Below are 14255 nucleotides of genomic sequence, written 5' to 3'. Positions count from 1 at the left end.
AAGGCCGTTCGGAGTTGAGGAGATTAACCATTGTCGAAATCAACTGATCTGTCCGCCAACATCTATCCGCTCATGCAATATGCGAATGATTTCGACAATTTCGCCATCGATCAGATAAAATACCAGATGATGGCCGCTGGTCATTTTTCTGAGACCAAGGCCACTGGGTTCATGTTCCGGGAATCTCAGGGCAAAGTCTGACAGGCTTTTGATGTCGGCGCCCAAACTCGATATGTAGGACCGAGCCTGCTTGCTGCCCCATCTTTCTATCGTATAATCTGCAATATCTTCAAGATCGGCGAGGGCTTCCGGACGAAACCGGATATCATAGCTCATCTTCAGTGCCGAATTTGCGGTCGATAAACCCGTTCCAATCAACAGGGCGTGCCGGTCCGCTATCGAGTCCCTTTTGCAGTTCGCGCTTCAGGATTTCCAGTTTTACTTCGCGTTCTTCAGCCAATCGTAACGCATCCCGAACGACTTCGCTCACCGAACCAAAGCGCCCGGACTGCATCTGGCGATGAACATATTCCAGATTATTGTCGCTCAGCGCGATGGATGTATTTTTGCTCATTTCCGTAATTTACCAATATTTGGTAGAGCGGTCAATCTGGATGCGTTACCCAATATATCAAGGCCGGGCAGGTGCCTTGCATCCTCGCTCGCGACCGACGCCTTTCAGAAAACCGCGCCGGACCGTACCGGCATAGACAGCCTTGTTATAGCGCCGGCGCTCCGCATTCGCGCCGGTAACCTCGCCGATGATTCCGCCAAAGGGGATGATCGAGCCTACTGCGCTGCCAGCCACCCGGGCAGCGGTTTCCTCGCGCTTCTTCGCGAGGCTCTTGTCGACGGTCTCGTTGACATCCGGGCCCAGCACTTCGTTGAGCTCGCGCACTTCCGCGATGATCGCGGCGCAGCCACGCAGGCCGTTCAGCGAATAGGGATCATCCTGAATATCGATCAGTTTCTGCGGAACTTCCTTGCCGTCAAATGGTTCGGTGACCTTGTTGCCGGCCGATTCCAGCGTCGAATCCTGTGGAGCGCCTTCCTGCGCCAATGCCGTGGTTTCGAGCAGGCCGATGGCCATTATCAAACCGAGCGAGTTTTTCATTTTTTTCATTTCAATCCCCTGACCGCATAGCCTAGCGAAAGCGCAGATTGTCGCGGTTCAACTGATTAACCGCCGTGACGCCCATTAGTTTCATGTCGCGTTCAATTTCATTCTGCAGCAAAGACAATATCCGCTCAACCCCTACCTGTCCGGCGGCGGCAAGGGCGTAGAGATAGAGGCGGCCGCCAGAGCAGGCCTTTGCGCCGACACTCAATGCCTTGAGCACATGGCTGCCCCGAGTGATGCCACCGTCGCAAATCACGTCCAGCTTGTCGCCGACCGCGTCGCAAATCTCGGCCAGCTGGTCGAAGGGCGCGCGGCTGCCGTCCAGTTGCCGGCCGCCATGGTTGGACACCATGATTGCGGTCGCGCCGATATCGACCGCTCGCTTGGCGTCGGCGACCGACATGATCCCCTTTAGGCAGAATTCGCCGTCCCAGTCCTTCGCGATCTCCTCAGCCATCTTCCAGTCGAGTGACTGGTCGAGCATATTGGTGAAATAATCCGCGACCGAGTTGGGCACGCTGCTGCCTTCCGAGACATGGTCCTTCAGGTTTGACAGTTCGAACTTGTCGCGGAACATGTAGTTCAGGCCCCAAGCGGGTTTCGCGGCATAGCTCCAGAAGCTGGTCGGGGTGATCCGCGGCGGGCTGGTAAAACCGGACCGCAGACAGCGCTCCCGATTGCCGCCGACGATAGTGTCCACAGTCAGCGTCAGCGCGTCGAACTTCGCCGCCTTGCAGCGCTCGACCATCGACCGGTTGAGATCCTTGTCCTTGTGGACGTATAGCTGGAACATTTTCGGTGTGCTGATGCTTGCGCCGATATCCTCGATGCTCACGGTGCCCAGCGAGGAGATACCGAAAAACGTGCCGAATTTCTCGGCAGCGCGGGCAACGGCATGTTCGCCTTGCCAGTGGAACAACCGTTGTAGCGCGGTTGGCGAGAGGAAAAGCGGCATCGCCAGTTTCTGGCCCATGACCGTCGTGCTCATGTCGATAGTCTCGACGCCTGTGAGAACATTGGGCACCAGGTCGCACCGTTCATAGGCGGTGGTATTGCGCCGGCGGGTGACCTCGTCGTCTGCCGCGCCGTCGATATAGTCGAATATCGGAAAAGGCAGACGTTTCTTGGCGAGCGCACGGAAGTCGTTCACATTGTGGCAATCGGAGATATTCATAACGACCTTTCGATTTGGCGTGCGTGTGCCTCTGCTCATCGCAGTGGATATAAAGATGATACATAGGGTCTAGACGAACGGAGGCGTCGCGCAAACTAACTTTGTTGGGACGGAAGAGGGAGATTTTATGACGGAGATACAAGCAAATCGGGATGATCCGGGGAAGCCCGAACGATCGCCGGGCCGAAAATTCCTGATGGTATTACTCATGGGGTTTCTCATTACTATCCCGTTGTTTACCGTCTGGCTGCTCAATTATGACCGGCAGAGTCAGAGCGAAACAGCCCAGCAATCGATCGTCTCCGGTTGGGGCGGCCAGCAGGTGTTTGCCGGCCCCCAGATCGTGCTGCCCTATCAGGCGAAGGTCACCGAATCTGTTGAGCAGAACGGCAAGACGGTCACCCGGACCAATATCGTGACCCGCGAATTATTCGTCGCGCCGGAAATGGTGAAGCTGGACAGCAAGCTGAACACCGAAACCAAGAAACGGGCGATTTACGAGGTCATTGTCTATGACACGGCGATTACCGGTTCTGCGATCTTCAGACTGCCCGACGATCTCGATCGCTATGGCGTGACCCGCGACCAGATTGATTTCAGCCGCGCGGAACTGCGGTTCGGCTTGTCCGACGCCCGCGGCTTGGCGGGAGACAATAAGGTCAGCGTCAATGGGCAGGTGCTGGAACTGCAACCCGGGAAGGGACTGGGTGCTACCGGGAACAGCGGGTTTTTCGCCTTTCTCGATAGCAGCGCGCTGGAAAGCGGCGCGATCGAGGCCAAATTCGATGTCCGGTTCAAAGGAAACCAGAGTCTGACCATTGCGCCCAATGCCGGGCAGACAGAGTGGACTGTCCAGTCGACGTGGCCGCACCCCAGCTTTGCAGGGAGTTTTCTTCCCGAAAGCAGAACAATCAATGCCGACGGCTTCGAGGCGAAATATGTGATCACCAATCTGGCGCTCGGCACATCGCTGATCGCCAATGATCCGGGCCAGCAGGTTCAACCGATGCGCGCGAAAGACATGGCCTATAGCGGAGCCGAATATGGCAATGCTGTTGCCGCCAGCGCAACCGTCGACTTGATCCAGCCGGTTGATCTCTATGGTCAGGTCGACCGGGCGGCCAAATATGGCTTTCTGATCATCGGTTTCACCTTTGTCGCGTTCCTGCTGTTCGATCTGATCGGCGGGGTGCGGATATCCTCGGTGCAATATATATTGGTCGGCGTTGCGCTGGTATTGTTCTTCGTGCTGCTGCTGGCTTTTGCCGAGATCATCGGTTTCGCATTGGCCTATATCGCGGCATCGGTCGCCACGATCGGGCTGATCACTGCCTATTCGGCTTCGGTATTGTCGAGTTGGCGACGGGCCTCGATCATCGGCGGACTGCTCGCCGGTCTCTATGGCGCAATCTATATATTGCTCAGCCTCGAAGCTTATTCGCTGCTCATCGGATCGCTGCTGATTTTCGCAGCCCTGGCCGGGGTGATGTTCGTTACCCGGCGGCTTGACTGGTCAGCGACTATCAGCCGGCCAAAGGCATAATTATATGCGGGCTCCGGCGCTGGGTCGCCGGAGCCCGTTTTTTCTAGACCGCACCGGCTGCGAATGTATCGCACGAAGACGGATTGCCGGTCTGCATGCCCTTGCGCAGCCACGCCATGCGCTGCTCGGATGATCCGTGGGTGAACATACTTTCTATCGGCTGCTGGCCGGCTCCGCGCATCAACGTATCATCGCCGATGGCATGGGCGGCGTTCAAACCCTCCTCGACATCACCGGGCTCCATACGGTCGGCATTTTGCGCGGCCCATACGCCAGCGTAGCAGTCCGCCTGCAATTCCATCCGCACCTGTAGCGCATTGCCCTCGGCCTTGCTTGCCCGGCCCTGTGCCTTGCGCACCTGGGTGGCTACGCCGGTCAGATTCTGGATATGATGGCCGACCTCGTGCGCGATTACATAGGCTTGCGCAAAATCGCCCTTCGCTCCCATCCGGGTCGCCATTTCCCGGAAGAAGCTGGTGTCGAGATAGACGCCCTGATCCGCCGGGCAATAAAATGGTCCCATCGCCGCCTGCGCTGCGCCGCAGCCCGATTGCCCGGACTGGTCGTAAAAGGTGAGGGTGGTCGGACGATAGGTTTCGCCGTTCGCCTGAAATAATTTGGACCAGGTCTGCTCGGTCGAGGCGAGCACCTGACATGAGAATCTTTCTTCCGCTGTATCGCAGGCGACATTGGCACCGGAGCTTTCCGACTGGAATCCGCCTCCGCCCGCTCCGTCAGCGAGTTGCAGGCTACCGCTGCTGAAATACAGGAAGGCGAGTGCCGCGCCGCCGATCAGCAAGATCGTGCCGCAGCCCATTTTGCGGCCCAGCAGCATCGGGAGAAAACCGAGCAAAATGCCGAGGCCGCCACCACCGCCGCCAAAGCTCCCGCCGCCGCCACGGCCCTGATCACGTACATTTTTGCTGGGGTCCAGATCGTCCAAACGCATGTTTATCTCCTCGTCGCTTTCCAATTCGCCTGATTCAAGAAAAAGCGCAAGTAGCCCTGATTTCTTTTACAAAAGCATTGCAGTCCGGTCCGACAGTTTTAAGGTCGCCGGAAAGGAGACTATGCATGTTTTTAAAGGGTAAGGTCGCGCTGATTACGGGTTCAACATCGGGCATCGGCGGCGGCTATGCGAAAGCGCTGGCAGCAGAAGGCGCGGCGGTGATGATCAACGGTTTTGGCGATGCGGGCGAGATCGAATCGCTGCGCCAGGAACTCGAAGCGCTGAGCGGGGCGAAGGCCGCGTATAGCAATGCCGACATGACCAAGCCGGAAGAAATCCGGAAAATGTGCGCCGATTGCGTGGAGCAGCTGGGCACGGTCGACATATTGATCAACAACGCGGGTATCCAGTTTGTCGCGCCGGTAGACGAATTTCCAGAAGACAAATGGAATGCGATAATGGATATCATCATGAATAGTGCTTTTCATGCCACCAAGGCGGTTGTGCCGGGGATGAAGGAAAAGGGATGGGGCCGGATCATCAGCACCGGATCGATGCACAGCAAGGTCGCAAGCCCCTATAAGTCCGCCTATAATGCTGCGAAGCACGGGCTCGACGGGTTCGGCAAGACGGTTGCGCTCGAGGTGGCGACCCATGGCATTACGGTCAACACGATTTCGCCGGGCTATACCTGGACGCCTTTGGTCGAGGGCCAGATCCCGAACACCATGGAAGTGCGTGGGATGACGCGCGATCAGGTGATCAACGACGTCCTGCTCGCACCGCAACCGACCAAGGAATTTGTCCAGATCGACCAGATCGCCGCTCTGGCGATTTTCCTGTGCAAGGATGATGCCCGCTCAATTACCGGCGCGAATATCTCGATCGACGGTGGCTGGACGGCGCAATGATTGCAGGGCTTCTATTGCAGGTAGCCGCAGCAGCCGGACCACAGGCAGAAACGCAATGGCCTGAGCAGGCAACGGCTGCGGATGCGGCACGACTGGATCGATGGGAAGAGGCGCTGGAAATCGGCCGCGCTGGCGTTATCGGAGCGGGCGAAGGCGCGCTACTGGCTGCCCGTTCGCCGTTGTTCGAAACCAGCGCGGCGTTGAGCAACAGCAATATTCCGCAAGGTCTCTATAATTGTTCGATTACCAAGCTTGACGGCGATCCGGACGGAGGGCTTCCCTATATTGCTTATAGTCCGTTCAAATGCCGTGTGGTCGATCAGAATGGCCGCAAGCATTTCACCAAATTGACTGGCTCTCAGCGCACGATCGGCTGGATCGATAAAGTGGATAATAAGCAGTCTGCCTATCTCGGGACGCTTATCTATCATTATGAAGATGCTCTGGTTGCCTACGGGAAAACGGCAAAACGCGATCAGGCTGCGGTTGTCCAGCGCATAGGAGCAAAACGGTGGCGGATGGTGTTCCCGTTTCCTGAATATGAAAGCAAGGTCGACGTGATGGAACTGACACCGGTGGAATGAAATTTTGGGCCTGACAAGCGGCTTTGATCGGATTAGTCAGAGAGAAATAAAAAGTAACAGGGGATGATGATGCGGAATTTCATGAAATTGGGTTTGTTGGCGGCGGCTTCGGTACTGGCATTCTCTGCGGCTCAGGCTGACGGGTTGAAGGATTCCATTGCCGCCGATCTGCCATCGCTGATGGACATTTACCGCGACCTGCACAGCAATCCCGAACTCAGCGGCGAGGAAGTCCGCACGGCGGCGAAGCTGGCTGCCGAGGCAAAGCGGCTCGGGTTCAAGGTAACCGAAAAAGTCGGCGGCACCGGCGTGGTTGCGGTCATGGAAAATGGCGAGGGGCCAACCGTGCTGCTTCGTGCCGACATGGACGGCTTGCCGCTCGAGGAGAAAACCGGACTGGCTTTTGCTTCACGGGTGCAGGCAAAAACGCGTCAGGGCAATGACACGTTCGTCATGCACGCCTGCGGCCATGATACGCATATGACGGGCTGGGTGGCGACGGCGCGGCAACTGGTAGCGCGCAAGGCGGAATGGTCCGGGACGCTGGTGATGATCCTGCAGCCGGCGGAGGAAACAGGCGAGGGCGCTCTCGCAATGCTGGAAGACGGCCTTTATACCCGCTTCCCCAAGCCCGATTATGCGCTGGCCTTTCATGACGCGGCTGGCGTGCCGGCGGGATATATCGGCTATGCGCCGGGCTTTGCCCTGGCTAATGTCGACAGTGTCGATATTCAGGTGAAGGGCATTGGCGGCCATGGTGCCTATCCGCATACGACCAAGGATCCGGTCGTTCTGGCCAGCCGCATCGTCGGCTCGCTGCAAACCCTTGTCAGCCGCGAGCTGGATCCGCAGGATCCAGCGGTTGTAACCGTCGGCAGTTTTCAGGCTGGTTCCAAACATAATGTCATTTCGGACGATGCGCTATTGCTGCTCACCGTGCGCAGCTATGGCGATGACACGCGGGCCCAGTTGCTCGACGGGATCAAGAGAATCGCGCGTGGCGAGGCGATTGCCGCCGGCATGCCGGAGGACCGGATGCCGGTTGTGACGTTGCGCGAGGCAGAATTCACGCCAGCCACCTATAACAGCCCCGAATTTTCTGTTGAAATGGCCAGTATTTTTGAAACCCGCTTCGGCAAGGACCGGGTTGTGCAATCCAAACCGGTCATGGGCGGTGAGGATTTTAGCCGCTATGGCCGCGCCGATAAAAATATCAAAAGCATGATCTTCTGGGTCGGTGGAGTGCCAATGGCGGAATATCAGGCTTCGCTGGCCGAAGGTACAAAACTGCCGTCGCTGCACAGTTCCTTCTGGGCGCCCGATGCCGAAAAGGTGATCGCAACCGGTGCCGAAGCGATGACCGCCGCGACCTTGCAGATCATGAAGAAATAGATGGTTTGGCGGTGCATCCTGCTTGTGTCGCTGGCACTTCCGGTTGCGCCGCTCGCCGCGCGGGACGCGAGCGATATAGACTCAGGCTATTTCGAAGGGCGCTGGGCCTTCATCGATGAAGACTGTTCCGCGCCGACCAACTGGACGTTGATTTCCGGCGGAAATTTCGTTTCCGAGGATCTCGTCGGTATCTGGACATGGCGGGAAGGCGAGCTGGTTTTGAATCTCGACGATCTGGCTATTGACGAGGAAAGCGGCGAGCCGGGCGGGCGGTTCCGGATGGACGGTCCGGTCACATTGGTCGATCAGGATCGCTTTGATTTCACCATCGCGCCCGATGTCTATCAGCTGAAACGTTGTCCGTGACAAATAATCGCTATTGCGAATAAGTTGCAACAAACTGATCGATATTTCCGATCAACAAAGATCAAAAAATTCGATGGAGTGCGGTCGCGCGCGCGCCTACTAATCCGCCAGTCCGATTCTCGGAATCGGTGCTTAGTTCAATCACGCCAATAGGAGAAGACCATGGGACTTGCTGGAAGCAAAACCGAACAGAATTTGAAAGATGCCTTTGCTGGAGAAAGCCAGGCCAACCGTCGTTATCTCTATTTCGCCCAGAAGGCCGATATTGAAGGCTATAACGATGTTGCAGCCGTATTCCGGTCAACCGCAGAAGGCGAAACCGGCCACGCCCATGGTCATCTCGAATTTCTGGAAGAAGTTGGCGATCCGGCAACCGGTCTGGCGATCGGCGGCACGTCCGACAATCTGAAATCGGCGATTGCGGGCGAAACCCACGAATATACCGATATGTATCCGGGCATGGCGAAGTCGGCCCGCGAAGAAGGTTTTGACGAAATTGCCGACTGGTTCGAAACGCTTGCAAAAGCGGAAAAGAGCCATGCTGGCAAATTCCAGAAAACACTGGATACGATGGACGCTTAAACCGTCCATTCAGAGGATCATGCCGTCGCCAATATCCCCCTCCCAAAGGGTGGCGGCATGATCATTTTCTTTACCGATCTCCGCCCTTAGGGCGACAGGAAGCATATCATGACTGAAGGCAGCTTGGGTGCGCCGACGCGGCATCCGATAGCGTGGCAGGAGGAATCCTACTATGACGAGGAGGCGCTGGATCAGGAATTGCGCCGTGTCTTCGATATTTGCCATGGTTGTCGGCGTTGTTTCAATCTGTGCGACAGCTTCCCCCAGCTATTCGACCTGATTGACGAGAGCCCGAACGAAGAAGTCGAAGATCTGAGTAGTGGCGACATCAAGAATGTCGTCGATGCCTGTACGCTTTGTGACATGTGCTTCATGGTCAAATGCCCCTATGTCCCGCCGCATGAATTTGATCTCGACTTCCCCCATTTGATGCTGCGACACCGGGCGGTCGAAAATCGCAAGGGCAAGACCGGTCTGGTCGACAGGCAACTGGCCGAAATCGATCGCAACGCCAAGCTGGCCGGAGCATTTTCCGGCGTTGCCAATTGGGCTTCCGATCAGCAGAACGGCCTGACCCGTGGTGTTCTCGAGCGGGTTGCCGGTATCGACAAGCGCGCACATCTGCCTGAATTTGAGGACGTGCCGCTGACCTACCAACATGTCGGCCATGGCCCTGTCGCCAATCCCGATGCCCCGGCTTTTGGTCGAAAGGCTGCCATTTACGCGACCTGTTACGGAAATTTCAACGACCAGACCGCCGGCAAGGCCGCGCTCGACGTGCTCTCGCATAATGGCGTCCAGACACGGGTCGAATATCCTGCCTGTTGCGGCATGCCGAAGCTGGAAAATGGTGACTTGCCTGCGGTGGCGGCATCGGCTGAAGAAGTCGCAGCTTTTTTCGAGCCGATCATCGATGAAGGTTACGACGTCGTTGCCCTGACGCCCAGTTGCGCGCTGATGATGAAATTTGAATGGCCGCTGATATTGCCGGACAATGCAGCGGTAAAAAAACTGGCCTTGGCGACGCGCGATCTCAGCGAATATGTCGTAGAGATTGCCGCAGACAAGGGCCTCGTCCCGATTGCACCGATGGACGCAAAAATCGGCATCCATTTTGCCTGCCACAGCCGTGCCCAGAATATGGGACCAAAAGCGATGCAGATGCTCAAACTGATTCCGGAAGCCAAACCATCAATCACCGAGCGCTGCTCCGGCCACGGCGGGAAGTGGGGAATTTTCAAGGAAAATTTCGACAAGGCCGTCAAGGTTGGCCGTCCGGCTGCCCGCTCGGTCGCGAAAGGCGATCCTGACTATATGGTCAGCGAATGTCCGCTGGCTGGGCCGCATCTGAAACAGATCATGGCCAGCGGTGGCCAGGCAAATGTGCCGGAACGGATCGGTCACCCGATAGAATTGCTGGCCAAGGCCTACGGGTTCTGACGACTGGCTTTGCCGACATGTGCCGTATAAACGGTCGAGATTTTTGAGGATATGATATGCCCCGCGATACCCATGAAATTACCAATGAAGACATAATCTCGCTCGAAGATTACGAGTTGATCCGCAAGGACAAGCGTCAGGAGTCGATCCTGCGCAAGAAATTCCGGCGGATCGCCATCGGTCCCTATGCGACGATCCAGTTTGAAAGCTGGGAAAGCATGTGGTTGCAGATCCAGGAAATGCTGCGGATTGAAAAAGGTGGCGCGGAACAGCTGGTCGACGAGCTGGCTGCCTATAATCCGATGGTTCCGAACGGATCGGAATTTACCGGCACATTGATGTTCGAAATCGACGAGGAAGAGCGGCGTACGGCTTTTCTGAAGACGCTGGGCGGCGTCGATCAGCATATCCACCTCGTTATCGGCGACGAGAAGATCACCGCCGAACCGGAGCAGGACATCGACCGCACCCGTTCGGATGGCAAGGCCAGTGCTGTCCAGTTTGTCCATTTCTCGCTAACCGCCGAGCAGGCAGACAAGTGGAAAGGCATGGAAGGGCAGGTGATGGTCCAGATCGACCATCCCAATTATGGCCATGCCGCGATTATCAGCGACGAATGCCGCCGGGATATGGCTCGCGACCTCGACTAGTGGTCGTTGTTGACGGGCTTGGCCTCGATCGGATTTTCCCGACTGCCTTTTTCCCCCGGTTTGGGACTATTTACCGGAGCCATATTGCCGTTGCTTGCGAACGACCTGTTTCCTGATGGCGATTCCCCCCATGATGCCGGACGTCCGGAGCCGCCGTCTTCTTCATCTGATTCGTCGCTGATGCCATCGTCCAGATGCGTAAGTGGTTCGCCAAATGTGAAGGACTCGTCTTCTTCCTCGTCATCATAGTCCCAGGCATCGTCCGGAGACTGGACCGGGGCAGGTGGCGGGGCTACAGGTTTAGCCTCTTCGACCACGGGCTGCGGTTTCTCGGGCTCTGCCGACGGAGCGATGAGATAGATCAGCACTCCGGTGGAGAGGACGAAGATGAGCGATTCTTTAAGCATGCCGGGGTACCATTTTCTTTGACTATCGGACCTGAAATAGACCGTTGCGGTTAAGAAATATTTACCCTGTGTTGCTGCAAAGAGATTGGATGCTTCCCGAACTGCAGTCCCGAGGCAAAGTCCATTAAGCCATGCTTTGTAAAGACAATGCAAAATCACTTGAAATATTGTAAATAAATTTACATAACAGGGTGATGACAAACCCCAAACTTTTTGCCGGTGCGGCGATCAAGCGACTGCGGCGCAGCGCCGCGATGACGCAGGTCGCGCTGGCCCAGGCGCTCGATATTTCCCCCAGTTATCTCAATCTCATCGAGCGCAACCAACGCCCGCTTAGCGCCCGTTTGATGCTGCTTCTGGCGGACAGGTTCGACTTTGATCCACGGCAATTGATCGCCGCGGAGCCTGGCGGCGGGATTGACGCTATCCGCCAGAGACTGGCCGATCCGCTGTTCGAGGACCTGACGATCGACCGGACGGAACTGGAGGAATGGTTGATCGCGTCGCCCAATAGCGCCGAAGCTTTCGTACGACTGTTTGACAACCGCAAGGCCGCTGGAGAGACGGGCGAAAATATCGCGCCCGATCCGATTCAGTCGGTTCGCCGCGAGATCGAACGCTGGCGCAATTATTTTGCCGATCTCGATTCGATGGCGGAGAAACTCGCCGATGAGCTGCGCCTCGGTGCGGGTGATCTTTATGGCGCGATAACCGAGCGGCTGCGGGTCAAGCATCAGTTGATGATCCGGATATTGCCGGAGACGGTGCTGGCCGACAAGCTGCGCCGTCTCGATCTGCATGCGCGACAATTGCAATTGTCGGAAATGCTCGACCCGGCGTCGCGCACCTTTCAGGCCGCGTTGCTGCTGGGCCAGATAGAAGCCAAGGGCGAGATCGATGCGCTGGTTGCGGGCGGCAATTTTACCGATCGTTCCGCAGAGAAATTGTTCCGCCGCCATCTGTCGGGTTATTTTGCCGCTGCCCTGATGATGCCATATGAGCGCTTCCTGAGAGCCTGCGAGCAAACAGGATATCGCATCCAGGTGCTCCAGCGCCGTTTCGGTGCGGGTTTCGAACAGGTTGCCCATCGTCTGACTACGTTACAGCGGGTCGGATCACGCGGCCTGCCGTTTTTCATGGTTCGCATCGATCGATCAGGGATGATATCGAAACGCTATGCCGGGGCGAGCAATGCGCCGCTGGTGGAAAGCGCCTATCGCTGCCCGCTCTGGGATATTCATCGTGTTTTTGAACAACCCGCAGAAATCCTGTCGCAATTGGTCGCCCTGGAAGACGGTTCGACTTGGTTCACCCTGTCGCGTGCGGTGCAGGGCATTGGTTCTGGCGCCGGTGGATATACACCGGCTTTCGGCATCGGGCTGGGCGTTTCCGCGGATGTCGCTTCGGCGCTGCATTACGCCCGTGGCAAAGACCTCAGCGCCGAACAGGCGGTGCCGATCGGGCTCGGCTGTCCGGCCTGTACCCGTCCGCAATGTTCGCAGCGCTCGGCACCCCCGCGCAGCCGCCCGCTCAAATTTGACGACCGGGAACGCGGATTGACGCCGTTTGACTTCGTCCACGATTAGGCTGGAAGGCTGAAACCGGCGGTGGCAGGATGAGAAACTGTCGACATATTGAACAATTTTAACGAAACCACGCGATTTCCTGCGATTATGCCTGTAAAATTTACCGACAGATAACTTATTTTCCTTATTGGTAATTCGAGCCAAGGAAAGTTCACGCGCAATATGATCCGATTGTTCAAGCATTACATCCCTTATCCGATACTTTTTCTGGGTTTGATCGATTTCCTGCTGTTGCTGATGGCGGCAGAAGCGGGCTGGATATTCCGTGCGCTTCAGATCGACATGGCGGTCGGTTCCATGGCTGAACGTCCGGGGCCGATTTTCAGCTTTGCCCTGGCGCTGCAGCTGGCGCTGATTGCCGTGGGAGTCTATGGACCAGAGGCCCTGCAATCGCTCCGTTTTGCCGCCGCCCGCATCATGGTTGCGATTTCGCTCGGCGTAATTTTCCTATCGTTGCTGTCATTTGCAATGCCCGGCATCACGCTCTGGCGCTCCAACTCGCTCTACGCGATGGTATTGGCGATCGCATTTTTGATGGTGATCCGGATATTGCTTCGGGTCCTGTTCGACAGCGACAGCTTCAAGCGCCGTCTGCTCATTCTCGGTGCCGGCCCGCGCGCCGGTCGTATTTCCCTTCTGGAAAAGCGACAGGAAAGCGGTTTCATCATTGCCGGCTATGTCGACATGAATGAAGGTCCAAGCAATATCGAAGGCGCGGTCCGGCGTCAGGATATCGCGAACCTGCCGCAGCATGTGATTGATCTCGAGGTTAGCGAGGTGGTGCTGGCGCTGGAGGAACGACGCAATTCTCTGCCGGTTGCCGATCTGTTGACGATCAAGACGACCGGCGTCCATGTCAACGATATGTCCAGTTTTGTTGAACGCGAAACCGGGCGCGTCGATCTGGATAGCGTGAACCCCAGCTGGTTTATCTTCTCCGATGGATTTTCCTCGGGTCGCCGACTGTCCACTGTATTCAAGCGCGGATTTGATGTTCTGTTGAGCTTCCTGTTGCTGGTTCTGACCGGACCGGTGATTTTGCTTTTTGCCTTGTTGATCAAACTCGAAAGCCGCGGAGGCGCTTTTTTCAAACAGGAACGGGTCGGACTTTATGGGCAGAAGTTCAGTATCCTCAAGCTCCGCTCGATGCGTGCGGACGCCGAGGCCGGCGGCAAGGCGATCTGGGCATCGGAGAATGATCCACGGATAACGCGCGTCGGAAGTTTTATCCGCAAGGTGCGGATTGACGAGCTGCCGCAGGCGTGGAGCGTGTTGAAAGGCGAGATGAGTTTTGTCGGGCCGCGTCCCGAACGGCCGCAATTTGTCGAAGATCTGCAAACCAAAATGCCTTTTTATACCGAGCGGCATATCGTCAAGCCGGGTATCACCGGGTGGGCACAGATCAATTATCCTTATGGTGCATCTACCGAAGATGCACGGCACAAGCTGGAATATGATCTCTATTATGCCAAAAATTACACACCCTTTCTCGATTTGTTGATCATCCTCCAGACCATTCGCGTGGTTCTCTGGCCCGAGGGCGTGCGCTAG

Annotated in this window: 16 protein-coding genes; 10 read left to right on the top strand and 6 right to left on the bottom strand. The window is 56.7% G+C overall.

All coding sequences use genetic code 11. The features are described 5' to 3' along the window. Positions 1 to 39: 39 nt before the first annotated feature. Genes AACZ86_RS07385 through AACZ86_RS07370 form a run of 4 tightly spaced genes read right to left on the bottom strand, consistent with a single transcriptional unit; the run spans position 40 to position 2294 of the window. Entirely contained in the window at positions 40 to 336 is a 297-nt protein-coding gene (locus tag AACZ86_RS07385; RefSeq protein ID WP_339690898.1) for a type II toxin-antitoxin system RelE/ParE family toxin, read from the bottom strand. After that, a complete protein-coding gene (locus tag AACZ86_RS07380) occupies positions 326 to 574 on the bottom strand; it encodes a type II toxin-antitoxin system ParD family antitoxin (RefSeq protein WP_339690896.1) in 249 nt (82 codons plus the stop codon). The genes AACZ86_RS07385 and AACZ86_RS07380 overlap by 11 nt, the downstream gene beginning before the upstream one ends. Before the next feature lie 57 nt (positions 575 to 631). Then, the gene (locus AACZ86_RS07375; protein WP_339690895.1) at positions 632 to 1123 is read right to left on the bottom strand and encodes a hypothetical protein; all 492 of its coding nucleotides are present in this window, start codon (positions 1121 to 1123) and stop codon (positions 632 to 634) included. Between the two features lie 22 nt (positions 1124 to 1145). Then, positions 1146 to 2294 (bottom strand): alpha-hydroxy acid oxidase, encoded by a 1149-nt coding sequence (locus AACZ86_RS07370; protein WP_339690893.1) that lies wholly within the window; start codon positions 2292 to 2294, stop codon positions 1146 to 1148. A gap of 127 nt (positions 2295 to 2421) precedes the next feature. On the opposite strand from AACZ86_RS07370, the gene creD reads away from it, so the two are divergent. After that, entirely contained in the window at positions 2422 to 3837 is a 1416-nt protein-coding gene (gene creD, locus AACZ86_RS07365; RefSeq protein WP_339690892.1) for a cell envelope integrity protein CreD, read from the top strand. Between the two features lie 43 nt (positions 3838 to 3880). Here creD and AACZ86_RS07360 read toward each other — a convergent pair whose 3' ends face one another. Then, positions 3881 to 4786, bottom strand: coding sequence for a neutral zinc metallopeptidase (locus tag AACZ86_RS07360; RefSeq protein ID WP_339690890.1), 906 nt, complete (start codon positions 4784 to 4786; stop codon positions 3881 to 3883). Positions 4787 to 4911: 125 nt separating this feature from the next. Between AACZ86_RS07360 and AACZ86_RS07355 the strand changes: the two genes are divergently transcribed. The 7 genes from AACZ86_RS07355 to AACZ86_RS07325 all read left to right on the top strand — a co-directional run bounded on the left by AACZ86_RS07355 (position 4912) and on the right by AACZ86_RS07325 (position 10711). Beyond that, the gene (locus tag AACZ86_RS07355; RefSeq protein WP_339690888.1) at positions 4912 to 5697 is read left to right on the top strand and encodes a 3-hydroxybutyrate dehydrogenase; all 786 of its coding nucleotides are present in this window, start codon (positions 4912 to 4914) and stop codon (positions 5695 to 5697) included. Continuing rightward, complete coding sequence (locus AACZ86_RS07350) at positions 5694 to 6281, top strand: DUF4893 domain-containing protein (protein WP_339690885.1); 588 nt, start codon at positions 5694 to 5696, stop codon at positions 6279 to 6281. The genes AACZ86_RS07355 and AACZ86_RS07350 overlap by 4 nt, the downstream gene beginning before the upstream one ends. Positions 6282 to 6362: 81 nt before the next feature. Beyond that, positions 6363 to 7673 (top strand): amidohydrolase, encoded by a 1311-nt coding sequence (locus tag AACZ86_RS07345; RefSeq protein ID WP_339690883.1) that lies wholly within the window; start codon positions 6363 to 6365, stop codon positions 7671 to 7673. 24 nt (positions 7674 to 7697) lie between these two features. Beyond that, positions 7698 to 8039, top strand: coding sequence for a hypothetical protein (locus AACZ86_RS07340; RefSeq protein ID WP_339690882.1), 342 nt, complete (start codon positions 7698 to 7700; stop codon positions 8037 to 8039). 162 nt (positions 8040 to 8201) lie between these two features. Beyond that, positions 8202 to 8621 carry a rubrerythrin family protein gene (locus tag AACZ86_RS07335; RefSeq protein ID WP_176278614.1) on the top strand — a complete coding sequence of 140 codons (420 nt, stop codon included), beginning with the start codon at positions 8202 to 8204 and terminating at the stop codon, positions 8619 to 8621. Between the two features lie 108 nt (positions 8622 to 8729). Next, positions 8730 to 10061 (top strand): heterodisulfide reductase-related iron-sulfur binding cluster, encoded by a 1332-nt coding sequence (locus tag AACZ86_RS07330; protein ID WP_339690876.1) that lies wholly within the window; start codon positions 8730 to 8732, stop codon positions 10059 to 10061. A gap of 56 nt (positions 10062 to 10117) precedes the next feature. After that, positions 10118 to 10711: a DUF3501 family protein gene (locus tag AACZ86_RS07325; protein ID WP_339690874.1), complete on the top strand. Its 594-nt coding sequence runs from the start codon at positions 10118 to 10120 to the stop codon at positions 10709 to 10711. Here AACZ86_RS07325 and AACZ86_RS07320 read toward each other — a convergent pair. Further along, complete coding sequence (locus AACZ86_RS07320; protein WP_339690871.1) at positions 10708 to 11118, bottom strand: hypothetical protein; 411 nt, start codon at positions 11116 to 11118, stop codon at positions 10708 to 10710. The genes AACZ86_RS07325 and AACZ86_RS07320 overlap by 4 nt on opposite strands. A gap of 194 nt (positions 11119 to 11312) precedes the next feature. Between AACZ86_RS07320 and AACZ86_RS07315 the strand changes: the two genes are divergently transcribed. Next, positions 11313 to 12704: a short-chain fatty acyl-CoA regulator family protein gene (locus AACZ86_RS07315; RefSeq protein ID WP_339690870.1), complete on the top strand. Its 1392-nt coding sequence runs from the start codon at positions 11313 to 11315 to the stop codon at positions 12702 to 12704. Positions 12705 to 12866: 162 nt separating this feature from the next. Continuing rightward, positions 12867 to 14255: a TIGR03013 family XrtA/PEP-CTERM system glycosyltransferase gene (locus AACZ86_RS07310; protein WP_339690868.1), complete on the top strand. Its 1389-nt coding sequence runs from the start codon at positions 12867 to 12869 to the stop codon at positions 14253 to 14255.

Origin of the sequence: uncultured Parasphingorhabdus sp. (assembly GCF_963975735.1) — a bacterium.
GTDB lineage: Bacteria > Pseudomonadota > Alphaproteobacteria > Sphingomonadales > Sphingomonadaceae > Parasphingorhabdus.
The sequence above is the reverse complement of the archived record's forward strand: the minus strand, read 5'-3'. Positions and strand labels throughout refer to the sequence as shown.